14 protein-coding genes are annotated in these 24,705 nt (G+C 73.2%); 9 read left to right on the forward strand and 5 right to left on the reverse strand.

The window, feature by feature from the left end; translation table 11 throughout:
* Nucleotides 1–23: 23 nt before the first annotated feature.
* From AC3EVP_RS18355 to AC3EVP_RS18365, 3 genes are all read right to left on the reverse strand, one after another.
* Entirely contained in the window at nucleotides 24–1,955 is a 1,932-nt protein-coding gene (locus AC3EVP_RS18355) for a DUF2264 domain-containing protein (protein ID WP_435131134.1), read from the reverse strand.
* Nucleotides 1,956–2,164: 209 nt separating this feature from the next.
* Nucleotides 2,165–3,274: a LacI family DNA-binding transcriptional regulator gene (locus tag AC3EVP_RS18360; protein ID WP_435131136.1), complete on the reverse strand. Its 1,110-nt coding sequence runs from the start codon at nucleotides 3,272–3,274 to the stop codon at nucleotides 2,165–2,167.
* Nucleotides 3,275–3,366: 92 nt separating this feature from the next.
* Nucleotides 3,367–4,437 (reverse strand): hydroxyacid dehydrogenase, encoded by a 1,071-nt coding sequence (locus tag AC3EVP_RS18365; RefSeq protein ID WP_435131137.1) that lies wholly within the window; start codon nucleotides 4,435–4,437, stop codon nucleotides 3,367–3,369.
* A gap of 304 nt (nucleotides 4,438–4,741) precedes the next feature.
* Here AC3EVP_RS18365 and AC3EVP_RS18370 point away from each other — a divergent pair, with 304 nt between their 5' ends.
* From AC3EVP_RS18370 to AC3EVP_RS18400, 7 genes are all read left to right on the forward strand, one after another.
* The gene (locus AC3EVP_RS18370; protein WP_435131139.1) at nucleotides 4,742–5,734 is read left to right on the forward strand and encodes an ABC transporter permease; all 993 of its coding nucleotides are present in this window, start codon (nucleotides 4,742–4,744) and stop codon (nucleotides 5,732–5,734) included.
* Nucleotides 5,735–5,867: 133 nt separating this feature from the next.
* Nucleotides 5,868–6,728, forward strand: coding sequence for a carbohydrate ABC transporter permease (locus AC3EVP_RS18375; protein ID WP_335976932.1), 861 nt, complete (start codon nucleotides 5,868–5,870; stop codon nucleotides 6,726–6,728).
* Between the two features lie 77 nt (nucleotides 6,729–6,805).
* Nucleotides 6,806–8,488 carry an extracellular solute-binding protein gene (locus tag AC3EVP_RS18380; RefSeq protein WP_435131141.1) on the forward strand — a complete coding sequence of 561 codons (1,683 nt, stop codon included), beginning with the start codon at nucleotides 6,806–6,808 and terminating at the stop codon, nucleotides 8,486–8,488.
* Nucleotides 8,485–10,035, forward strand: a complete 1,551-nt coding sequence (locus tag AC3EVP_RS18385) for a M1 family metallopeptidase (protein ID WP_435131143.1) — start codon at nucleotides 8,485–8,487, stop codon at nucleotides 10,033–10,035. Before AC3EVP_RS18380 ends, AC3EVP_RS18385 begins: the two co-directional genes overlap by 4 nt.
* Nucleotides 10,032–12,341, forward strand: coding sequence for a galactose-binding domain-containing protein (locus tag AC3EVP_RS18390; protein ID WP_435131145.1), 2,310 nt, complete (start codon nucleotides 10,032–10,034; stop codon nucleotides 12,339–12,341). Before AC3EVP_RS18385 ends, AC3EVP_RS18390 begins: the two co-directional genes overlap by 4 nt.
* Before the next feature lie 215 nt (nucleotides 12,342–12,556).
* The gene (locus AC3EVP_RS18395; RefSeq protein ID WP_435131146.1) at nucleotides 12,557–13,759 is read left to right on the forward strand and encodes a Gfo/Idh/MocA family protein; all 1,203 of its coding nucleotides are present in this window, start codon (nucleotides 12,557–12,559) and stop codon (nucleotides 13,757–13,759) included.
* Nucleotides 13,760–13,900: 141 nt separating this feature from the next.
* Complete coding sequence (locus AC3EVP_RS18400) at nucleotides 13,901–14,689, forward strand: hypothetical protein (protein ID WP_435131148.1); 789 nt, start codon at nucleotides 13,901–13,903, stop codon at nucleotides 14,687–14,689.
* A gap of 31 nt (nucleotides 14,690–14,720) precedes the next feature.
* On the opposite strand, the gene AC3EVP_RS18405 is transcribed toward AC3EVP_RS18400, so the two are convergent.
* Both AC3EVP_RS18405 and AC3EVP_RS18410 read right to left on the reverse strand, forming a co-directional pair.
* Nucleotides 14,721–15,248: an NUDIX hydrolase family protein gene (locus AC3EVP_RS18405; RefSeq protein ID WP_335976930.1), complete on the reverse strand. Its 528-nt coding sequence runs from the start codon at nucleotides 15,246–15,248 to the stop codon at nucleotides 14,721–14,723.
* 85 nt (nucleotides 15,249–15,333) lie between these two features.
* The gene (locus AC3EVP_RS18410) at nucleotides 15,334–18,477 is read right to left on the reverse strand and encodes a glycoside hydrolase family 2 TIM barrel-domain containing protein (RefSeq protein WP_435131149.1); all 3,144 of its coding nucleotides are present in this window, start codon (nucleotides 18,475–18,477) and stop codon (nucleotides 15,334–15,336) included.
* A 578-nt stretch (nucleotides 18,478–19,055) separates the two neighbouring features.
* Between AC3EVP_RS18410 and AC3EVP_RS18415 the strand changes: the two genes are divergently transcribed.
* Nucleotides 19,056–21,359 (forward strand): glutaminase family protein, encoded by a 2,304-nt coding sequence (locus tag AC3EVP_RS18415; protein ID WP_435131151.1) that lies wholly within the window; start codon nucleotides 19,056–19,058, stop codon nucleotides 21,357–21,359.
* A complete protein-coding gene (locus tag AC3EVP_RS18420; RefSeq protein ID WP_435131153.1) occupies nucleotides 21,356–24,631 on the forward strand; it encodes a TIM-barrel domain-containing protein in 3,276 nt (1,091 codons plus the stop codon). The genes AC3EVP_RS18415 and AC3EVP_RS18420 overlap by 4 nt, the downstream gene beginning before the upstream one ends.
* The last annotated feature ends 74 nt before the right edge of the window (nucleotides 24,632–24,705 follow it).

The following is a 24,705-nucleotide window of genomic DNA, read 5'->3' on the forward strand; positions in this document are numbered from 1 at the left end:
GGGCCCTCACGAGCGACCGGCGCTCACGACCGCCGCGGGACCTCCACCGGCGCGGCGCCCGGGAAGACGATCCGGACCCGGTCGCCCTCCACCTCGCAGCCGATCGCCTGCCGCAGCGCCGCCGGGTCCACGGTGTCCTGGGACAGGACGACCAGCGTGACGTGCACGCTCCCGCCCGGCTCCGCGTCCGTCTCCCCGTCCGGCACCGCCCCTCCGGCCTCTCGCGCCGCACGCGTGAGATACGGCGTGGCCGAGTGGGAGCCGAACGCGTTGGCGGCGACCTCGCGGGCGACCGCGGCCTCCTCGTCCCAGCCGTGGAGGGCGACCACCGCGCTGGTGAGGCCGTCCGCGGTACGGGCCAGCGCCCAGCCGGGACCGGTCTCGACCTGCGGCGGCCGCGCGCCGGCGACCGCGTGACCGCCTTCCCGTACGGCCGCGTGCGGCGCGCCGCCGCCGACCCGGTGCACCCGCACCTCCCACGGGCCGTGCAGCACGCTGGCCGTCTCGACCGGTACCGCCTCGCAGCCCGGGAGTTGGGCGTCGTGGCGGGAGGCGGCGGTGGCGCCCTCGCAGTGCAGCGGATGGATGCGGACCCGGCGCGAGGCGGTGCCGTCGGGGGCGAGCAGCGCCAGGTGGCCGTCGACCGTACGTTCCCAGGCGTGCGGCGCCGACTCGGGCGCGGTCGCGGTGGAGTAGCCGAACTTGGCGTAGTGCGGGTCGTCCTGGCCCGGGCCGGCGGGCGGGTTGTGGTCGCTGCCGTGGTTGACCAGCCGGACGATGCCGTCGTGCCGGGTGCCGTGCAGCAGCCAGCCGGGGACCGGCAGCGCCGTGCGCAGGTCGGACTCCTCGACGGGCAGCGGCGCCTCGTGCGCGGTCCACACCGGGTGGTCGGCCGGCAGCAGCAGCCCGAGGAAGCCCTTGCTCGCCCAGTACGGCGAGGCCGGCCCGGAGTACGCCTGGGTGGCGGGCAGGAAGGTGCGGTGCCAGCCGAGGGTGAGCAGCCCGCGCTCGTCCGGCGCGCCGCGCTCCACGAAGTGCCGGACCGCGCCCGACGCCAGCCGCCGGGTGAGCCCGGGGGACAGCGGCGAGCAGTCCGCGAGCGCGCCCATCCACACCGGCGCGGTCGCCGCGAACCGGTAGGCCAGCGAGCGCCCTTGGTGCACCGGGGCGCCGTCGCCGCCGAAGAAGCGCGGGTAGTCGGTGAGGAAGCGGGCCAGCCGGGCGCGGTACTCCCGGGCCCGTCCGCCGTCCTCCGCGCCCGCGATACGCGCCCACAGCAGCGGGTACAGGTGCAGCGCCCAGCCGCCGTAGTAGTCGAAGTTGCGGCCGTCGCCGTCGGTGTACCAGCCGTCGCCCAGGTACCAGTCCTCGATGCGGTCGAGGCCGCCGTCGATGTCCCGCCGGCTGAAGGGCGCGCCGACCGAGGCGAGGAACTGCTCGGACACGACCTGGAAGAGCCGCCAGTTGTTGTCCCAGGTGCGGGCGCCGACGAAGCCGGAGAACCAGTCGACCACCCGCTGCCGCACGGTGTCGTCCAGCCGGTCCCAGATCCACGGCCGGGTCTCGTGCAGGCCGATGGCGATCGAGGCCGCCTCCACCATCTGCTGCGAGCAGTCGGTCAGGGCCGGCCACGCCTCGCCGGAGCCGGGGTCCACACCGGCCGCCAGGCCCCGCGCGTACCGCTCCACGAGCCGCCCGTCGACCGCGCCGCCCGCGCCGGCGATGCGGAAGGCGGCCAGCAGGAAGGTCCGCGCGTATCCTTCGAGGCCGTCCGAGACCACCCCCGACCAGGAGTTGCGGCCCGGCAGCCGGTACTGCGCGAAGCCCGGGGTGGCGAACGGCACGACGGAGTCCAGCAGATGGTCGGCGAGGGCCTCCCAGTGGGCGCGGGTCCAGCCGGTGCGGGACGAGCGCACCCGGTCGGTCGGCGGGAGTCGGAGGTACGGAGCGGGCATGCGGAGGTCCTGCCTTCCTGCGTACGGTGCCGGGGGTGGGGAGGGGCGGGGTGTGGCGCGGGGATCGCGCGGGTGCGCCGGCGGTGAGCGGTCCGGGGGTAAACGGTTGCTGTGTGCGGGGGCCGGGCTCGGTGGCCGGGCGGGTTGTTCGACGGCCGGGCGGGCCAGGTGATCCGGCGGGGGGAACGGGGGAGCGGGGCCCCGCCTGCTCAGCCCCGGCGGGCCCGGCTGCCGCCGCCGGGCGGCGCCACCGAGTCGCGGACCACGATGTGCGTGCCGAGCCGCACGGACCCGCTCGGCTGCGCCCGCCAGTCGTCGCCGTCGCCGTCGGCGTCGGCGAGGGCCAGCCGCACCGCCTGCCGCCCCATCTCCTCCAGCGGCACGTGCACGGTGGTCAGGCGGGGGCGCAGTTCCTGGGCGACGGGGATGTCGTCGTAGCCGACCAGCGAGACGTCCTTCGGCACCCGCACGCCCGCTTCCTCCATGGCCTGCGCGGCGCCCGCGGCCACGATGTCGTTGGCCGCGAAGACGGCGGTGAACTCCGGCCCGTCGTCGAGCAGTTCGGCCATCCGGCGGTAGCCGAAGGAGCGGCTGAAGGGCCCGTGCTGGACCAGGGCGGGGTCCGCGGCCAGGCCCCGGGCCTTCAGCGCGCGGCGGTGGCCGGCCAGCCGGTCGCGGCTGGTGGACAGCCGCGGCGGGCCGCCGAGGTAGACGATCCGGCGGTGGCCCTGGGCGAGCAGGTGGTCGGTGACGGCGAACGCGCCGCCCTCGTTGTCGTACTCGACCTGGGCGGTGGGCGCGTCCCCGCCGATGCCCGGCCGCCCGCACAGCACCAGTCTGCTGCCGTCGGCGTGCAACGCGTGGGCCCGCTGCTCCAGTTCGGCCACGTAGGCGCGGTCCTGGACGCTGCCGCCGACCAGGATCACCGCGTCCGCGCGGCGCTGGTGGAGCAGTTCGATGAAGGCGAGTTCGCGCTGCGGGTCGCCCTGGGTGCAGCAGACCAGGCACAGCCGGCCGCCGCCGGTGGCCTCCCGCTCCACGCCGCGCGCGATGTAGGCGTAGAACGGGTCGATCACTTCGTTGACGACGATGCCGACGGTGCGGGCCGACACCCCGGCGAGCGCGCGGGCGTGCGCGTTGACGACGTAGCCCAGTTCGCGCATGGACGCCTCGACGCGCTCCCGGGTGGCCGCGGCCACCGGGTAGTTGCCGTTCATGACCCGTGACACGGTGGCCGTGGAGACACCGGCGTGCCGTGCCACGTCGGTGACGGTCGCGCGCCGTGGCGCGTCCTGGGGTGTCGTTCCTGCCCGACGCATCGTGCCGCCCTCTGCCCGCTGTCTGGTTCCACTGAGCCTATGGTCTGGGCGGGCGCCGTCGTGCCACCTCGCGCCAACCGGGTCGGCCGCCGTCATGCCAGATACTCCCAACTGGTCTGCCGCACCTGGTGCGCGAACGGCTCGCGCCGCGCGTAGCGGGCCACCTCCTCGACGGCCAGCGCCCCCAGCCGGGCCGCCTCGTTGCCCTGGGCACCGGCCAGGTGCGGGGTGATGAAGACGTTCGGCAGGGTCCACAACGGGTGCTGCGCGGGGAGCGGTTCGGGCTCGGTGACGTCGAGCATCGCGTCCAGCCGGTTGCTGACCAGGTGTTCGGTGAGCGCCTCGATGTCGACCAGGGCGCCGCGAGCGGTGTTCACCAGCAAGGTGCCCGGCCGCATCAGGGCCAGCCGCCGGGCGTCGATCAGGTGGTGGGTCTCGGGGGTCTGGGGGGCGTGCACGGTCACCACGTCGCTGGTGGCCACCAGGGTGTCCAGGTCGGTCCGCCGCGCCCCGAGCCCCTCCGCCTCGCCGTCGCTCAAGTAAGGGTCGTAGAGCAGCACTTGGGCGTCGAGGGTGCGCAGCACCAGCTCGGTGACCCGGCGCCCGGTGCGGGAGGCGCCGATCACCCCGACGGTCAGCCCGTGGGCGCCGAGCCAGTGCTGGCGGCGCAGGTCGGCGGCGGTGCGGTGGGTGCGGCGCTGCTGGAAGAGCCGGGCGAGCGGCATGACCCGCTTGGCGCCCATGATGATCGCCGCGAGGGTGAACTCGGCGACCGGTACGGCGTTTGCGGCAGCGGCCGAGGAGACGACGATGCCGCGGTCGAAGACCTCCGGGGACAGGAAGGTGCGCACCGTGCCCGCGGCGTGCACCACCGCGCGCAGCCGGGGCGCGCGCGCCAGCACCGCCGCGTCCACCGGGGGGCAGCCCCAGCCGGTCACCAGCACCTCGACGTCGGCGAGTTCGGCCGCGGCGGGGCCGGCCGAGAAGTCGTCCACCGGGTGCGCCAGGCGCAGGTCGGCGACCTGCGCCAGGCGGCGCCTGACGTCCGGCGGGAAGACCTCGTCGACCTGGCCGGGGTTCATCGTGATCAGCGCGCGCGGCCGCCTCGGTGGACCGTCGGCGTCCGCTGCGGGACCAGTCGACGCCTCATCGATGCTACGCACCCTGCCTCCGGACAGTAAACGTGTACTACGGACAGGAGGCACGCTAGGCACTCGCCGGGGCGGCCGTCAAGAAACCGGTCGGCGCCCAACCATGCGGTGCGCGGCCACACATGGCATCTGACCACGGGTTTTCCGGTGGCGGGCATCGACGGTCGGAACGCCAGGAAACACAGACGTTTCATGAAGACTATTGACGCTCGACGTAATCGCTTACTACGTTCTCGCAGCAGAACCGGACCGATCACACACCCGGCGCGGCCCAGGGCGACTCCTGCGCCACCTCGTCGAACAGGAACCCCGTCGTATGGCTGACACCGCAACAGGCCCCCCGATGAACGCCCGGCGCAAGCCCGCCGGGCCCGCCGCCCCGCCGGTGCACAAGCTGTCGCTGTGGCAGCGGCTCAAGCGGGACAAGGTGATGCTGCTGCTCACCCTGCCGGGCCTGCTGTACTTCGTGGTCTTCCACTACGTCCCGTTGCTCGGCTACGTCGTGGCGTTCCAGCACTACGAGCCCTACCTCGGCTACATGCACAGCACCTGGACGGGGCTGGCGAACTTCTCGGACGCCTTCTCCCAGCCGGCGTTCTGGTCCGCGACCCGCAACACCGTGGAGATCGCGGTCGTCCAGCTGGTGTTCTTCTTCCCGGTGCCGATCGCCCTGGCGCTGCTGCTGAACAGCGTGCTGAGCAGCAAGGTCCGCCGGTTCGTGCAGAGCGTGGTCTACCTGCCGCACTTCATCGGCTGGATCATCATCGTCTCGATCTTCCAGCAGGTGCTCGGCGGCGCCGGGTTGCTGCCCCACCTGCTCGGCAAGGTCGGGCTGCCGCGCTACGACATGATGTCCGACCCGCACGCCTTCCCGTGGCTGCTGACCCTGGAGTCCATCTGGAAGGACGCCGGCTGGGGCACCATCATCATCCTCGCCGCGCTGCTGAGCATCGACCGCGGGCTGTACGAGTCCGCGGCCATCGACGGCGCGGGCCCCTGGCGGCGGCTGTGGCACGTCACGCTGCCGGGCATCTCGCCGGTGATCGTGCTGCTGCTGATCCTCAACCTCGGCAACCTGCTCTCCGTCGGGTTCGAGCAGGTCCTGCTCCAGCGCGACGCGGTCGGGCCGGACGCCGGCGAGGTCCTGGACACCTACGTCTACTACCACGGCATCCAGGACAACGACTGGGGCGTCGCCGCCGCGGTCGGCCTGGTCAAGGCCGTCGTCGGCACCGTGCTGGTGGTCGGCGCCAACAAGTTCGCCCACCGGCTGGGCCACGAGGGGGTGTACCGCGGTGCTGACCGCTGAGACAGCCGACACCACGCGATCCGCGGGCGCGCGGGCGCGGTCCGCCGCGTCCGACGGCGGGGCCCGGGCCTTCCTCGCGGCCCGCCGCGCCGCCCGCCGCCGGGCCGGCGCGCCCGAGGGCCGGCCGCCGTGGATGGAGCGGCCCAGCCTGCTTGGACGCTGGGGCAAGGCCGTCATCCTGGTCCTGGTGGTGGCCGCCGTCGCCTATCCGATGATCGGCATCATCGCGACGAGCTTCGCCTCCCAGTCCGACATCATCAAGAGCTCCGGCCTGGTGCTGTGGCCCGCGCACCCCACCCTCGCCGCCTACCGCACCGTCTTCACCGGCGGCGTGGTGCTGCGCGCGCTGTTCGTCAGCATCGGCGTCACCGCTGTCGGCACCCTCGTCAGCCTGCTGTTCACCATCGGCATGGCCTACGGGCTGTCCCGGCGCGAGGTGACCGGCTCCCGCTTCATCCTGATGACCGCACTGGTCACGATGCTCTTCAACGCCGGCATCATCCCGAACTTCCTGCTGGTCAAGAACCTCGGCCTGTACAACACGTACGCGTCGCTGGTCATGCCGACGCTGATGAGCGCCTTCAACCTCGTGGTGCTGCGGGCGTTCTTCATGAACCTGCCGACCGAACTGCTCGACGCGGCCCGCATCGACGGCGCCGGCGACCTGCGCATCCTGGTCAGCATCGTGCTCCCGCTGTCCAAGGCGGTCATCGCCGTCGTCAGCCTCTTCTACGCGGTGACGTACTGGAACGCCTTCTTCAACGCGCTGCTCTACCTCGACGACTCCGCGAAGTGGCCGCTGCCTATGGTGCTGCGCAGCTATGTGCTCCAGGGCCAGAGCCTCAGCGGCGCCGCGACCGGCGAGACGGTCGCGCCCCAGGAGGCCGTGCAGATGGCGGTGCTCGTCATCGCCGTGGTGCCGATCCTGCTCGTCTACCCCTTCCTCCAGCGCTACTTCACCAAGGGCGTGCTCACCGGCGCCGTCAAGGGCTGAGTCCCCCCGCTCGTCCCCCCGCTCGTCCGCCCGCACCCTCCCGCAAGCACCCCGCCCCACTCCTGGCAAGGAGAGACATGTCCCGTTCCGCCCTTCCCTCCCTCAGCCGCAGATCGCTGCTGCGCTCGGCCATCGGCGTCGGCGTGGGCCTGACCGCGTCCCCCGTGCTCAGCGCCTGCGGCGACGGCGGGAGCACCGCGAAGGCGTCCGCGAAGGCCGCGGACCTGCTGCCGGCCACCACCGTCCGCGACATCGGCGTCAAGGCCGACCTGCCGGGCACCGCGGCGGGCGTCCCGCAGGGCTTCTTCCGCTACCCCGCCACCCCGCTGCGCGCCACCAAGGGCACCCCGCTGGCGGGCGCGCAGACGGTGCGGGCCACCTCCGAGACGTTCATGCCGCCGCCGCCCGGCCGCGGCAAGAACGCGGCCTGGCAGGCGATCGAGAAGCTGCTCGGCGGCCAGGTCGAGGTCACCGCGGTGCCCAGCGACGACTACCCCACCAAGTTCTCCACCATGGTGGCCGGCGGCAGCCTGCCCGACATCTTCGAGTACCCGGAGACCGGCGGCGTCGACGACAAGGCCGCCTTCCTCGCCGCCACCTGCGCGGACCTCACCCCGTACCTGGCCGGCGCCAAGGTCAGCGCCTACCCGAACCTCGCGGCGATCCCCAAGGCCGCCTGGCAGGGCGCCGTCTTCGGCGGCCGGCTGTACGGCGTGCCGATCTCCCGGATGGGCACCGGCGGCGCCGGCTTCTACCGGCACGACCTGTTCGCCGAGGTCGGCGTCACCGACCCGCGCGAGATCGCCGACACCGACGCGTTCGTGAAGCTGTGCAAGGAGCTGACCCGGCCGTCGAAGGACCAGTACGCCATCATGGCCGGCGCGGGCAACCTGGTGGCGATGAGCACCGGCTCGCCCATGTCCTGGCGGATGGACGCCAGGACCGGGAAGTTCACCCACCAGCTGGAGACGGACGAGTTCCGCACGGCGATCGAGGTGCAGCGCACGCTGTACAAGGCGGGCTGCTACTACCCGGGGTCGATCGGCATGTCGGGGTCCCAGAAGGCCAAGTACACCGACCTGTTCAAGAACGGCAAGGCCGCCTACGTCTACGACGGCATGCCGGCGTACCTGACCCCCAGCACCGGCTACGTCGACGCCATGAAGGCCGTCGACAAGAGCTTCGACCCGCGGCCGATGGTGCCGTTCGGCAAGAGCGCGGTCAGCTGGATGGACAACGTCTCGCTCCAGAACGTGCACCTGAAGAAGGCGTCCGGGCAGCGGGTGAAGCAGCTGCTGGCGTTCGCCGACTTCGCCGCATCGCCGTTCGGCAGCGTGGAGTACACCCTCATCAACTACGGCGTGGAGGGCACCGACTTCACCCGGGACGCAGGCGGCAACCCGGTGCTCACCACGAAGGGCAGCGCCGACATCGCCGTGCCGTGGAAGTTCTTCGGCTCCGCGGTGCCGGCGGTCTTCAGCGCGACCTCCGAGGCGGGCGTGCGCTACTCCCACGACGCGTACACCGTGCTCGTGCCGATGATGATCCCCGACCCCACCCTCGGCTACTCCTCGCCGACCTGGGACTCCAAGGGCGCGGGCAGCCTCAACACGCTGCTCGGCGACGGCACCAAGGACCTCATCACCGGGCGCAAGCCGATGTCCTGGTACAGCGAGCTGACGAAGAACTACCTCGCCGCGGGCGGCGAGAAGGCCCGCACCGAGTTCGAGGAAGCCGCGCAGAAGGGGAGCGCGAAGTGACCCTGCCGCCCGCCCTGCCGGCTGAGCCCGCCCTGCCCGCCGAGCCGTCCGTACCCGCCGAGCCGTCCGTACCCGCCGCGCCCGCACGCCGGACCGTGCTGCGCGCCGGGGCCACCGCCGCGGCCGCCACCGCCGCGGCCGCCGTGGCCGGCACCGCCCCCGCCTCCGCGGCCGCCCGCGGCTTCGACCCGCGGCCCGGCGCGGCCGGCGCCGGCGACCCGCTCTTCCCCACCCTCGGCAACGGCGGCTACCAGGTCACGCACTACGACCTGACCTTCGACTTCACCCCCGTCGACTACGACTACACCGGCGTGGTCGCGATCCGGGCCCGCGCCACCCAGGACCTCTCGGCGTTCAACCTCGACACCGACGGGCACACCATCGACCAGGTCACCGTGGACGGGAAAGCCGCCGCATGGGCGCTCTCGCTCGGCCAGAGCGGCCAGGAGCTGACCGTCACCCCCGCCCGCCCGCTGCACGACCGGGCGGCCTTCACCGTCGAGGTCCACTACCACGGCAACGGCAAGGACCCCCGGTCCGGGCTGTCCGGCTGGGTGTTCGGCGCCGACGGCGGCTTCGCCTGCGCCGCCCAGGCCTCGCGCGCCGACACCTTCTTCCCCTGCAACGACACCCCCTCCGACAAGGCCGAGTGGACCTTCCACCTCAGCGCCCCCGAGGGCTACGTGGCCGCCGCCAACGGCGAACTGCTGCACACCACCCCCCGGGCCGACGGCTCGGCCGTCTGGCACTTCGCGCTGCGCGAGCCGATGCCCACCGAGCTGTGCGGGATCGCCGTCGTCAAGGGCACCTACCTGTACGGCGCGAGCCACACCGGGCTGCCGCTGCGCCATGTCGTCCCGCAGGGCCAGGAGGACACCTACGCCCCGATCGTGGCCCGCACCGCGGACCATCTCGCCTGGCTGGAGGCGAAGTTCGGCCGCTACCCGTTCTCGGTGTACGGCCTGCACATCTACGGCGGCTACACCGACGCCCTGGAGAACCAGACGCTGAGCCTGTTCGGCACCAACTGGTTCAAGCCCACCGCCTCCGGCAACCCCACGTGGGAGAACACCATGGTGCACGAGCTGACCCACCAGTGGTGGGGCGACTCGGTCACCCCCAGTAACTGGCAGCAGGCGTGGCTCAACGAGGGCCCCGCCACCTACTACGCCGCCCTGTACAGCGAGGAGCAGGGCTGGTCGGTGCTGGCCGACAAGATGCGGCAGACCTACGGCCTGCTGGACGCCGTACGCGCCGCCGACGGCCCGCCCGGGCTGCCGAAGGGGCTGGGCGGCACCAACATCTACGACGGCGGCGCGCTGGTGCTGTACGCGCTGCGGATGCGGGCCGGCCAGCAGCGGTTCGACCGGATCATGCGGCTGTGGCCGGAGCGCTTCAAGAACGCCAACGCCTCCAGCGAGGACTTCATCCGGCACGCCGTGCAGGTCACCGGGGACCCCTCGCTCGACCCCTTCCTGCGCGACTGGCTCTTCGGCGCCGTCAACCCGCCGATGCCCGGGCACCCCGACTGGAGCGTGAACGCGTGAAGCGGACCGCCGGCGCCGTACTCGCCGCAGCCACCACCGCCCTTGCCGCCCTCCTGCTGCCCGCCGGCGCCGCGGGTGCCGCCGCGCCCGGCGCGTCCGCCGCGTCCGGCGTGTCCGGCGTGTCCGGCGCGCCCGGCGTGTCCGCGCCGTCCCCCGCCCCGGCGGTCTACCACGTCGCGCCCACCGGCAGCGGCGACACCTGCGACCTCGCGCACCCCTGCTCCCTGGACGGCGCGCGCGCCAAGGTCCGCGCCGCCGTCGCCGGCGGCATGACCCGCGACGTACGGGTCGAACTGCGCGACGGCAACTACCCGTTGACCGCACCGCTGACGCTCGGCGCGGCCGACTCCGGCCGGGACGGGCACACCGTGACCTGGGCCGCCGCGCCCGGCGCCCACCCCGTGCTGACCGGCGGCCGCACCCTGACCGGCTGGACGCACCACACCGACGGCACCTGGACCGCGCCCGTGCCCGCCGGGGTGACCCCGCGCCAGCTCTTCGTCGACGGCGAGCGGGCGACACCCGCGCGGGGCGCCGCGTGCGCCGCGAGCGTCTGCCACGCGACGAAGGACGGCCTGACCGGCGCCGTCGCGAGCGGCATCGCCGGATCGGCCCGCCCGACCGACGTGACCGCCGTCATCAAGGTCCGCTGGCGGAACTACCAGTGCCGCGTCACCGGCGTCAGCGGCGACGAGATGACCCTCGCCCAGCCCTGCTGGGCGGACTCCTCCAGCGGCACCGGCCGCACCGGGCCCTCCTGGGACACCACCACGGTCGACTCCACCCGCTACACCGGCGTCGCCTGGTTCCAGAACGCGCCCGAACTGCTCGACACCCCCGGCGAGTTCACCTGGAACTCCGCCGACCGCACCGTCACCTACCTACCGCGGCCCGGCCAGGACATGCGCCGCGCCCAGGCCGTCACCCCCGCCACCGAGCAGCTGGTCGTCCTCGACCACGCCCACGACCTCGACCTGACCGGCCTCGGCTTCGCCTACGCCGCCTACCACCAGCCCGACACCGGCGACGGCTACGCCGGCACCCAGGCCGGCCTCACCCTCACCGGCGCGAGCGGCCCCGCCGACCAGTCCGGCCGCTACTACACCAAGCCGGCCGGCGCGCTCACCGTCGACGGCGGCCGCCGGATACACGTTCAGGACGCCGGCTTCACCCACCTCGGCGGCGCCGGAGCCGTACTCCAGGACGGCACCCAGGACTCCGCCGTCACCCACTCCACCTTCACCGACCTGTCCTCCGGCGCCCTCTACGTCGGCGACACCGACCCGGACCCCGCCCCGGAGCTGGCCGGCCGGGACAACACCGTCGCCTACGACACGATCGACCACGCCGGGGCCGAGTACACCGACGCCGCCGGGATCTGGGCCGGCTACGAAGCCGGCCTGACCGTCGACCACAACACGCTGGAGCACCTGCCGTACTCCGGCATCTCCGTCGGATGGGGCTGGGACCAGCCCGGCGCGCAGACGTCCGTCCTGCGCGACAACCGCGTCACCGGCAACCGGATCACCGACGTCATGGCGGTCGCCGGCGGCCAGCACGACGGCGGCGCGATCTACACCCAGGGCGACCAGCCCGGCACGGTCATCTCCGGCAACTACGTCAACCGCTCCGCGTACGGCAACACCGAGCGCGACGGCAACGGCATCTACCTCGACGAGCAGTCCTCCCACATCACCGTCACCGGCAACGTCCTGACCCGCCTGGGCTACAAGTGGATCTCCAACTGGGCGGACTACGGCATCGACAACACCGCCACCGGCAACTGGACCGACACCGATGCCCCCGCCCTGGCCGGTACCGGCTCGGTCGCGACCGGCAACCACACCCGGCTCGACACCCTGCCCGCGCAGGCCGTGGCGATCGCCGCCCGGGCCGGCGCCGACGGCCCGCACGTCGAACCGCTCAGCGCCGACCTGGCCCGCGGCAGCACCGCCGGCCAGTCCGGCACCGACGGCACCGCCACCGCCGCGAACGCCGTCGACGGCGACACCACCACCGACGCGCTCACCCTCGCCGGGCCCGGCGCCTGGTGGCAGACCGACCTCGGCGCGGTCCGGTCCGTCGACCGGATCGAGATCTGGAACGACGCCACCATGGCCACCGCCGACGCCGACATCGAGATCAGCGCCACCCCCGACTTCGCCCACGCCACCACGGTGCACCTCGGCGGCACCGCACTGCGCCCCACCACCGTGGACCACCTGCACGCCCGCGGCCGCTACGTGCGGATCACCGCCACCACCGCCGGGCGGATCGGCCTTGCCGAGGTACGCGTCCACTCCTGACCGCGGGTCCCCACCGCCCGCTGACCGCTGACCGCTCACCGCCTGACCGTTTGACCGCCCGACCCGCCGACCGCCGCGGCCGGTCCGGACCCGGCCGCGACCCGGCCCACCTCGTCCGCACCGGCCGCGGCACCCACCCCGGGCGCCGCCCGGCGCCCGCACCCGCACTCGTGCCGTCGCTTCGCGCGGCACCGCCCGTAAGGACTGATACCCGCGTGACCACCACGGATCTGGCCCTTGGCGTCCTCGGCTACGGCCTGCGGGGATCGCTGGCCCGCACCGCGCACCGCCCCGGCAACGGCGCACGCGTCACATTGCTGGCCGACCCGGACCCGGCAGCGCGCGAGAAGGCGGCCGCCGACCTGCCGGGCGTGCGGACCGTCGCCGACCACCGCGACGTCCTCGCCGACCGGAGCATCGACGCCGTCCTGGTGCTGACCCCCGACCACACCCACGCCGAACTCGCCTGCCAGGCGCTGCGGGCCGGCACCCCGGTCTTCCTGGAGAAGCCGCTGGAGATCACCGTCGAGGCGTGCGACACCATCCTGCGCACCGCGTACGAGACCGGCACCCCCCTCTACGTCGGCCACAACATGCGCCACATGCCGGTGGTCCGGCTGATGCGGGACATCGTGGCGCGCGGCGAGATCGGCGCCGTCAAGGCGGTATGGGTCCGGCACTTCGTCGGATACGGCGGCGACTGGTACTTCAAGGACTGGCACGCCGAACGCCGCCACACCACCGGCCTGCTGCTCCAGAAGGCCGCCCACGACCTCGACGTCCTGCACTGGATCGCCGGCGGCTACACCCGCACCGTCCAGGCGCTCGGCGACCTCATGGTGTACGGCGGCAACCCGCACCGCCGCGCGCCGGGCGAGCCCAAGACCGCCGACTGGTACACCCGCGACGGCCACTGGCCGCCGAGCACCCAGCGCGACCTCAACCCCGTCATCGACGTCGAGGACGTCTCGCTGGTCAACATGCGCCTGGACAACGGGGTACTGGCCGCCTACCAGCAGTGCCACTTCACCCCCGACTACTGGCGCAACTACACCGTCATCGGTGACGCCGGGCGGCTGGAGAACTTCGGCGACGGGCCCGGCGCGGTGGTGAAGGTCTGGAACTCGCGCCGCTCCGGCTACCGGGCCGACGCCGACGCCGAACACGCCGTGCCGGACGCCCAGGACGAGGGCGGCCACGGCGGCGCCGACCCGCTGCTGATCGATGAGTTCGTCCGCTTCGTGCGCGACGGCGGCCGCACCGATACCTCGCCGGTGGCCGCCCGGATGGCGGTCGCCGCGGGCGTGCGCGCCACCGAGTCGCTGCGCGACGGCGGCCGCCCCCGCGACGTACCTCCCCTCGACCCGGACCTGGCCGCCTACTTCGACCGCGGCCAGACCGCCCGGACCCGCAACTGACCGGCCCCCGTCCGTCCGGCCCCCCTACCGCCCGGCCCCCCGACCGCCCGGGCCCGCAACCGTCCGGGTCCCAACCGACCGGCGCGCACCACCCGTTCCACCGCACCGCAGCCATGCACCGCCCCCACGAACGGAGATGACATGCGACCCACCTCACTCCTCGGCCGCCGCCCCCGCCGCGCACTGCTGCGCTCGGCCACCGTCGCCGGCGCCGCCGCGCTGCTGGGCGTCGCCATGACCGGGCAGTCGTGGGCCTCGACGCCCACCTCCACCTGGAGCACAGGCGCACCGACCCCGGTCAGCCGGCTCACGCTGCCGATGTCCTTCGAGTCCGCGCCCGCCGCCGGCGGCATCTACTTCGCCTACTACACGACGCTGGAGAGCGGCACCCGCCCCTACGCCGGCTTCCAGCCGAAGGAGGCGGACGCCGACGGGAACCCCACCCTCCAGGCGGTGTTCAGCTCCTTCAACGCCGCGGCCACCACCACCGACGCCAACTGCTCCTACGGCGCCGACGGCGGTGCGGGGGTGAGCTGCGCGGCGCGCTTCGCCTACACCAAGGGCCGCACCTACGCGCTGGTGCTCCAGTTGGCGAGCGTCACCGGCGACACCCAGCTGATGACCGGGGACGTGGTGGACGAGGCGACCGGCGCGACGGTGACGCACATCGGCAGCTTCAGCCTGCCGTCGGCGTCGGGCCGGTTCAAGGCGGCCGACAGCGGCTTCATCGAGCCCTACCTGACCGCCGGGTGCGGCCAGCAGGTCACCGTGACCTACGGCGCCCCGGTCGGGACGGAGGACGGCACCGACTACACCGGCGGTCTGCCGACGGTCACCGACCCGTCCTCCGGCAGCTGCCTGAGCACCACGTCCACCACCACCGCCGAGGGCCGCCAGGTCACGGTGACCGGCGACTCCTACACCGGGTAGCGCGCCCCCGGCCCGGACCGGCCGGGGACCGTCAGGCCAGGCGGCCCACGTGGGCCAGGGCCTGCTTGAGGAGGATGCCGCGGCCGCCCGGCATCTCCTCCTGGAGCTGCGGCGAGGACGCCTCCTCGGGGGTGAACCAGACCAGGTCCAGCGCGTCCTGCCGCGGCCGGCAGTCCCCGGCCACCGGCACCACGTACGCGAGCGAGACCGCGTGCTGCCGCGGGTCGTGGTAGGACGTGACGCCCTCGGTCGGGAAGAACTCCGCGACGGTGAACGGCTGGAGCGAGGCCGGCACCCGCGGCAGCGCCACCGGCCCGAGGTCCTTCTCCAGGTGCCGCACCAGCGCGTCGCGGACCCGCTCGTGGTGCAGCACCCGGCCGGAGACCAGGCTGCGGCTGACCGTGCCGTCCGGTCCGATGCGCAGCAGCAGCCCGATGTGGGTGACTTCTCCGTTGTCGTCGACCCGCACCGGTACGGCGTCGACGTAGAGGATCGGCATACGAGCGCGGGTCAGCTCCAGGTCCTCGGGAGCCAGCCAGCCGGGCGTGGTGTCGGTCATGTCAGCCATTGCGTGATCGTACGTGGAGGGGCGCGCTCTCCACTATGACCTTCGGAACTCCGCCCCCCGGCTCCGGGCGCGCACGCTACCCCCGGCTGCACACGTCGAGGACGGTGAAGTGGACCGCGCTGATCCGCAGGGCGCCTGCGGGCGTGCCGGGGGCGGAGCTGGTCATGTCCAGGCGCAGGGCGGCGGTGCGGACGGGGGCGAAGGCGATGCGCGTGGGCTCGTCGCTGGCGGTGGCCCAGGTGACGACCTGGCCTTGTACCGGCGTCCAGCGGTCGTCGATCCAGGCGGACAGGGTGACCTCGGCGGGCAGTGCGTGGGTGTCGTCCACGGTGAAGCGGACGGAGACGCTGTCGAAGGTGCGGGGATTGCGCAGCCGTATCGAGTACCAGTCCGCGCGGCGCGCGCCGTCGAAGGCGGGCAGCAGGCCGGTCGCGGCTTTGGTGAAGGCGTTGGACCAGCCGGTGGCGGGATCGTCGTCGTGGATCGCCTGGGGGGTGCCGGCGGGCGAACCGGAGAAGCTGGCGTCGGCGATCGGGTAGGTGGGCTCGCCCGGGCCGGGGTCGGGGGCGAAGACGGCAGGGGGCGTGGTGGCGACCGGGCCGGTGGCGGGGGTGGTGGGGATCGAGGCGGTGCCGTCGCGTAGCCCGGGGGCGCTCGCGGTCACCGTCAGCGGCCCGGAGGCGGTGCCGGAGCGGACCACGGCCAGCGCCTTGCCGTGGAAGGCGGTGCGGGTGGTGGCCTGGTAGCGCTCGGCGTTGTCCTGCTGGCCGTTGTCCAGGCCGGCCAGCGATCCGCCGGTGACGGCGAAGGTGAGCAGGTGGCCGGCGTCGGGCACCAGGACGCCGGACGCGTCGACCACGTCGGCGGTGACGTGGACCAGGCTGTCGCCGTCGGCGGTGACGGTGGCGCGGTCCGGGGTGAGCCGGATCGCGTGCGGCGCGCCCGCGGTGTGCAGCACGTCGGTGGCGACCACCTCGCCGTCGCGCAGGGCGAGCGCCGTCAGCTCGCCGGGCTCGAAGGGCACCCGCCAGGTCAGGTGGAGCTTGCCGGCGCTGCCGCCGGGGCTGGTGTAACTGCCCGGGTAGGGGCCGGTGGTGACCGTCTTGTCGTCGCCGGTCGGCTCGGTGGTCTCCAGGTAGTCGCGGCCGTCCGCGGTCTTCTTGGCGTCGAACCGGCGCACCCCCAGCGAGCGGCCGTTCAGGCGCAGTTCGACGGTGTCCACGGTGGAGTACGCCCACACCTCGACGGTCTCGCCCGGCTCGTGGCCGGTCCAGTCCATCGGCACCAGGTGCACCATCGGCTCGGTGGTCCACTGGCTGCGGAAGAGGTGGTACATGTCCTTCGGGAAGCCGGCGGTGTCGGCCGCGCCGAAGAACGACGCCTTCACCGGGAACACCTTGTAGGGCGTGGGCTCGCCGATGTAGTCGATGCCGGACCAGAGGAACTGCCCGGCGAAGAAGCGCCGGTCGCGGTCCTTCTTCAGGGCGTACTCGCCGCTCATCGTCCAGCGGGCGAGGTTGTTGTCGTACGAGGAGGTGGCGCGGCGGCCGGGGGTGTGGTTCTCGCCGGTGTTCAGGGCCTGCGGGTCCTGGTAGGTGCCGCGGCTGGCGGTGGCCGAGGAGGACTCGGACTCGAAGAGGAACAGGTGCGGGTGGCGGGCGTGCAGCTCGTCCACGGTGGCGGCGCTGTTGTAGTTCAGGCCCAGGCCGTCGAGCTTGGCCAGCAGCAGGTCGGCGGGGGAGCCGGTCGGCGGCAGCTGCTGGTACTTGTCGGAGCCGACCACCACCGGGCGGGTGGTGTCGTGGGCGCGGACGGCGGCGATCAGCCCGTCGGCCATGGCCAGCCCCGCGGTCTCGGTGGTGTCGGGCACCTCGTTGCCGATCGACCACATCAGCACGGCGGGGGAGTTGCGGGCCGCGCGCACCATCTCCGCGATGTCGCCGACGTGGTGCTCGTCGAAGAACCGGCCGTAGTCGTAGGCGCACTTGGCGGTGCGCCAGCAGTCGAACGCCTCGATCACCAGCAGCAGGCCCAGTTCCTCGCAGATCCGGATCAGCACCGGCGCGGGCGGGTTGTGGGCGGTGCGCACGGCGTTGGCGCCCATGGACTTCATCAGGGTCAACTGCCGCCGGATCGCGTCGTGGTGGACGGCCGCGCCCAGCGCGCCCTGGTCGTGGTGGAGGTTGACGCCCTTGAGCTTGGTGTGCACGCCGTTGACCGACAGGCCGCGATCGGGGTCGAGGGTGAAGTGGCGTACGCCGAAGGGGGTGGTGACGGTGTCCACCACCGCGTCCCCCACCAGGACCTCGGTCGTGAGGGTGTAGCGGTGCGCGGGCGTGTCCGGCGACCACAACTCGGGCTGTTCCAGCCGCAGTTCGGCGGTGACCGGCTGGGGCTGCGCGGAGGCGGCCAGCGGGAGGGGCGTCGCGGACCGTGCCACCTGGCGGCCGTGCCGGTCCCGTACGGTGCCGAGCACGGTGGCGGCGACCGCACTGCCGGTGGTGTTGACCACCTCGACCCGGGCGTGCACGGCGGCGTGGGCGGTGCCGTGCGCCGGGTCGAGGGTGGTGGCGAGGCCGGGCGTGGTGATCTGGACGCCGTGCCGGGCGACGTGCACCGGGTCGGTGAGGACCAGCCGCACATGGCGGAAGATGCCGCTGCCGGAGTACCAGCGGCTGCTGGGCAGTTGGTTGCGGACGGTGACCGCGATGACGTTGGCGGTGCGGCCGTCGGTGTGCAGCAGGCCGGTGAGGTCGTAGGCGAACCCGGTGTAGCCGTAAGGGTGGTTGCCGAGCAGCGTGCCGTTGCAGTAGACGTCGCTGTCCATGTGGACGCCGTCGAACTCGATGCCCACCCGGCGGCCTGCGGCGGCCGCGGGCAGCGCGAACGCCGTGCGGTACCAGCCGAGTCCGCCGGGGAGGTAGCCGCCGCCGCTGGTGGTGTGGTGGTCGGTGGTCGGGGTCTGCTCGATGCTCCAGTCGTGCGGTACCCGCACCGCCCGCCACCCGGAGTCGTCGTACTGCGGCGTCGCGGCGTCCGCGTAGGCGCCGGCGGGGTCGGTGACGTCGCACAGGTCCACCAGCGCGAAGCGCCAGCCGTCGGCGAGTTCCACGGTCCTGGGCAGGGCGGCTTCGTCGGCGGCGCCTGCCAGAGCGGGCGGGACGGCGGCAGCGGCGGCGGACGCCCCGGCGGTCGGGTGTGATGTGCGGTCGGCCGCCATGGCGGGACCCCTCTCGTGGACGCGTGCGGCCGGCACCCGCCGGGAGGTGCCACACCCCACCAGGACTGAACAGAACCGACCACGAACCCACGGATTCTCCCACTGCCGGGCCGCCGCCGGTCAAGGGGCGTGCCGGCGATTTCCGGGCCGGGGAGCGCAGGTCGGACCCGGTGCGGCGGGTCTGCGACGGGTCTTTACATCGATGTAAGGAATCCGTCCGCACACCTCAAGATCGGACACCGCCCGGCTGCTCCCGGGCGACCCCCGCCACCCCCTCCCGCGTGTCGTCCGCGCCGCTCGACGGCGCCCTCAAACCTGCCGCCGGGTCAGGATTTCCCCTTGTCGGCGCGGTCGCACGCACGGTGGCGGCGGGACGCGAAACACGGCGGAAACCCGTCGAGTTCGAGGGATGGACATGACATGCGGGCTGTGCTGTCATCATCCTGCCCTCTTTACATCGTTGTAGGAATCTCCACGGCGGACCCTCCGCCACCCCCCGCTCCGGCCTGCCGCCGCACCGGCCGGAGCGCCTGCCCCTGCCATCCCGCTCCGCACCGGAGCGGTCCCGGGAGGAATAGATGACCCACAGGAACAACGACGTCCCGCCATCCGCGGCCGGAGCGGACGGCGTGCAGCCGGCCGCCGCGGCCGGGCCCGAGCCGGGGATGAGCCGGCGCGGCCTGATCCGCTGGACCGGAGCGGTCGGCGTCGTCGGGATCGGTGCGGCGAGCGCCGGCATGCTGCCGGGCGCGGTCAGCGCCGCGCAGGCCGCGCCCGCGCCCGCGGCGGCGGCCGCGGCCGGCGCCACGGCGGACAGCGGCGCGCACGGCTCGGCCGTGAGCACCGTGACCACCGTCTTCGACCCGATCCGCCCGCCGTCGGTGCCACTGGCGGTGCGCTCGCCGTACCTGAGCGCCTGGCTGCCGGCGAGCAGCCCGGTCGGCACCTGGCCGACGTTCTGGACCGGCCGCACCATGGCGATGGTCGGCATCGCCCAGATCGACGGGGTGCCGTTCCTCTTCCTCGGCGCGCCCAACATCAGCGGGCAGGTGCTGCGCGGCATGGCGCAGCGCTCGCTGACCACCACCGCGACCCGCTCGGTGTTCCTCTTCGAGGCGGCCGGGGTGGAGCTGACGGTGACCTTCCTGTCCCCGGTGGAGCCCGGCGACCTGCGCCGCCAGTCGGCGCCGCTGACGTACGTCACCGCCGACGTGCGCAGCGCGGACGGCGCCGCCCACGACGTGAAGCTGTACTTCGACATCTCCGGGGAGTGGGCGCACAACGACTCCGGCACGAAGATCGGCTGGTCCGCGGAGCAGGTCGCCGGCGTCGGCGGCGGCTCGCTCACCTCGCTGTCCTTCAGCCCCGACGGCACCAAGTCGCTGGCGGAGAACGGCGACATGGCGACCTGGGGCACCGTGGTGTGGAGCGCCACCAACCGCGCCGGGCTGACCTGGCAGATCGGCGCCGACACCGCGGTGCGGCCGGCCGCGCTCACCGACGGCAAGCTCGACGGCTCCACCGACAGCCGCCAGCCGCGCGCGATCAACGACGCCTGGCCCGTCTTCGCCTTCCACTTCGACCTCGGCAGCGTGCACGGCGCCGCGCAGCACACGGTGCTGTCCCTCGGCCATGTGCGCGAGCCCGCGGTGAGCTACCTCGGCACGCCGCTGCCGCCGCTGTGGAAGTCGTACTGGTCCACCTGGCAGCAGATGGCGGCGTTCTTCCACGGCGACCTCACCACCGCCGCCGCCCGCACCGCCGCGCTGGACCGCAAGGTGCGGCAGGAGGCCACGGCGGCCGGCGGCGCGAAGTACGCGGCGCTGTGCGCGCTGGCGCTGCGGCAGGCGTACGGCGCCACCGAACTGGTCAGCAAGGACGGCAAGCCCTGGGCGCTGCTGAAGGAGATCTCCTCCGACGGCAACGTCTCCTCGATCGACGTCACCTACCCCACGGTCCCGGTCTTCGCCTGGGCCGACCCGGCCTATCTGGGACTGCTGCTGGCGCCGATGCTGGAGTACGCCGAACACGGCGGCTGGCCCAAGGAGTTCGCCGAGCACGACATCGGCTCCTCCTACCCCAACGCCAGCGGCCACAACGACGGCAACGAGGAGGACATGCCCGTCGAGGAGTCGGCGAACATGCTGCTGATGTCGGCCGCGTACCTCAAGGGCGCCTCCGCCGCCGACGCGAAGTCCTTCGCCACCGGCCACTACGCGATCCTCAAGCAGTGGGCGGACTACCTCGTCGACAACGCCCTCGACCCCGGCTACCAGAACCAGACCGACGACTTCACCGGGTTCATCGGGCACAGCGCCAACCTCGCGCTGAAGGGCATCCTCGCGCTCGGCGCGATGAGCCAGGTCGCCGCCGCGGCCGGCAACGCCGCCGACCGCACCCGCTACCTCGGCGTCGCCAAGGACTACATCGGCCAGTGGGTCGGCAAGGCGCAGGACACGGGCGGGGACACCAGCGGGGACTCCGGCGGGGACCACCTCAAGCTCGCCTACGACCAGCCGGGCACCTGGAGCCTGAAGTACAACGGCTACCCCGACGCGCTGCTGGGCCTGGGGCTGGTCCCGAAGTCGGTCGCCGCCGACGAGGCGGCCTGGTACCTCACCCAGGTCAACCAGCACGGCATCCCGCTGGACAACCGGCACGCCTACACCAAGGCCGACTGGGAGATGTGGACCGCGGCCTGGCTGCGCGACCACCCGGTCAGCGGCTACCTCATCGACTCCCTCTACGAGTTCGTCCACACCACCCCGACCCGGGTGCCGTTCACCGACTGGTACGACACGGTCAACGACCGGCAGAGCGGCGGCTTCCAGGCCCGCCCGGTGGTCGGCGGCATCTTCGCCCTGCTGAGCGTGGCCCGATGAGCGCCGCACAGGCCCGCCGCCGGACCCGGACCCCGCGGCGGCGGCTGGCGGTGGTGGCCGCCGCGGCCACCGTGGCGACGGTGCTGACCGGCACCGGACAGGCGGCCTCCGCGCACAGCAGCGCCCGCCCGCACATCCCGACGGTCACCGCGGGCGACGCCCGCTTCGAGGTGCTCTCGCCCACCCTGATCCGCACCGAGTACGCCGGGGACGGCCAGTTCACCGACAGCCCGACCTTCAACGCGATCGGCCGGGACTCCTTCACCAGCACGCCCTACACCTCCTCCACCGCCGGCGGCTGGCTCACCGTCAAGACCAGCAAGGTGACGCTGCGCTACAAGCTGGACTCCGGCGCCTTCACCGCGCAGAACCTGACGGTGCAGCAGAACGCCGGCAGCGCCGCGGTCACCGCCGCCCCGTGGAACGGCCTGACCTGCGCCGTCGGCGAGCTGTGCGAGGCGGAGAGCCTCACCGCCTCCGGCGTGGGCACCGCGAGCGACCACACCGGGGCCACCGGCACCGGCTTCCTCGCCGGCTTCGAGGCCACCGGCAACGCGGTCACCGCCGACGTGGACGCCACCTCGGCGGGCAGCTACGAGTTCGACGCCCGCTACGCCAACGCCGTCGGCGGCGACGGCAAGGACGTCACCCGCACCCTGTCGGTGTCGGTCGACGGCGGCGCCGCGAAGACCGTCAGCATGCCGGTCACCGCCGACTGGGACACCTGGGCCGTCGCCAAGGTGCCGCTGACGCTGACCGCCGGGCACCACACGGTCACCCTGGCGCACACCGCGGCCGACACCGGCCACGTCAACCTCGACAGCATCGCGGTCGTCACGCCCGGCGCGTCCTACCCCCAGGCGTCGACCACCGCGATCCTCGACTGCCCCTTCGGCACCAGCTGCGAGTCCGAGGCGGGCCGCACCACCGGCAACGCGAAGACCGCCACCGACCACAAGGGCTACTCCGGCGCCGGCTTCGTCGCGGAACTCAACCAGGGCACGTCCCTGACCCACCGGATCGTCGGGGTGCCCGCCGACGGCACCTACCTGCTGCGGCTGCGCTACGCCAACGGCACCGGCGGCGACGGCCTGCACCAGACCCGCACCATGACGGTCACGGCCGGCGGCGCCACCAGCACCCTCAGCCTGCCGGCCACCACCGACTGGGACACCTGGAGCACCGCGTCGGTCCCCGTCGCGCTGAGCGCGGGCACCGACACGATCACCCTCGGCTGCCCCGACGCGACCAGCTGCCACGTCAACGCCGACACCGTCTCCGTCGCCGACCAGAGCGCGGCCGCCCCGCAGCCGCACATCTCCCTGGGCGGCTACCGCCGCGGCCTGGACGGCGTCAACGGCGACAACGGCGACCCGGCCACCACGCCCGGCCTGCTCTACCGGGACGGCTGGTACCTGCTCGACGACACCACCTCGGCGCTGTACTCCACCGCCACCGGCACCACCTCGCCGCGCCCCGGCCACAACGGCACGCCCTACCAGGACGGCTACCTCTTCGGCTACGGGCACGACTACCAGCAGGCCCTGGGGGACCTGGCCACGCTCACCGGCCCCTCCGAGCTGCTGCCCGAGTGGGCCTACGGCGTCTGGTACTCCGAGTACCTCGACCGCACCGCGGCCGACTACGAGAACACCGTCCTGCCCGACTTCCGGTCCGAGAACGTGCCGCTGGACGTGCTGGTCACCGACACCGACTTCAAGTCGCCCGCCACCTGGGACGGCTGGGAGATGGACCCGTCGAAGTTCCCCGACGAGAAGGCGTTCTTCGACTGGGCGCAGAGCCAGGGCCTGCACAACACCCTGAACATCCACCCGAGCATCATCAGCACCGACCCGCAGTTCGCGCAGGCCGAGGCCACCGCGAAGAACAAGCTCGCCAAGGCCGGCTGCGACGGCGACGTGTGCACGTACACCTTCGACTTCGGCGACCCCGACCAGCTGAAGGCGTACCTGGACCTGCACCAGACGATGGAGAGCGACGGCGCCGACTTCTGGTGGCTCGACTGGTGCTGCGACAACTCGCAGTCCACGCTGGCCGGAGTCACCCCCGACGCCTGGATCAACCAGCAGTACGCCACCGACGCCGACAAGACCGTCGGCCGCGGGTTCGTGCTCTCCCGGGCCTTCGGGTCGCTCCAGTCCGGCGGCTACAGCAGCCCGACCGGCCTGCCGACCGGGCCCTGGGCGGACAAGCGCACCACCGTCCACTTCACCGGTGACACCTCCTCCAGCTGGGGCACCCTGAAGTACGAGGTCGGCTACACCCCGGGCGAGTCCGCGGCCACCGGGCTGTCCGCGGTCAGCCACGACATCGGCGGCTTCAACGACACCACCGGCCTGAAGGGCGCCGAGACGTACACCGACGGCGGCACGCAGAAGAGCACCACCAAGCTGCCCGACGACCTGTACGCGCGCTGGGTCCAGCTCGGCACCTTCCAGCCGATCGACCGGCTGCACGGCAACCACAGCGACCGGCTGCCCTGGCAGTACGGCACCGCGGCCCGCACCAGCGCCGACAAGTTCCTCAACCTGCGCGAGGACCTGCTGCCGTACACCTACACCCTCGCCCAGCAGGCCAACGCCACCGGCATCCCGGTGGTGCGGCCGATGTACCTCCAGTACCCGGAGGAGGACAGCGCCTACACCACGGCCGACAGCGAGTACATGTACGGCTCCGACGTGCTGGTCGCTCCCGTCACCACGCCCGGCACCACCGCCACCACCTCGGTGTGGCTGCCGCCGGGCACCACCTGGACCGACTACTTCACCGGGAAGACCTACCCCGGCGGCACCACGCAGACCGTCACCACCGGGCTCGACACGATGCCGGTGTTCGTCAAGGCCGGCGCGGTCGTGCCCACCAGGACCGACCACGTCGCCGACGACGCGAACAACCCGCTGAAGAAGGTCACGCTCACCGTCACCACCGGCGCCTCCGGCGCGTTCACCCTCTACGAGGACGACGGCACCTCCGCGGTGCCGGCCCGCTCGGCGACCACCGCCGTGCACTACACCGAGAGCAAGGGCGCCCACACCCTGCGGATCGGCGCCGCCCGCGGCAGCTTCCACGGCCAGGTCACCAGCCGGCAGTGGACGGTCGCCTTCCGCGGGGTCGACACCGCGAGCGCGGTCTCCGCGTCCGGCACCCGGCTGCCCAGGACCGCCTGGCACCTCGATGCGGCCAGCCACACCCTGACCGTCACGCTCCCGGCCCGCAGCGTCCGCAACGGCACCACCGTCACCTTCCACTAGGCAACGCCCCACCAGGAAGCAGGAAGCGAAAAGGCCCCGGGGGGGGGGGGGGGGGGGGGGGGGGGGGAAAGAAA

Source organism: Actinacidiphila sp. bgisy144, from assembly GCF_057708105.1.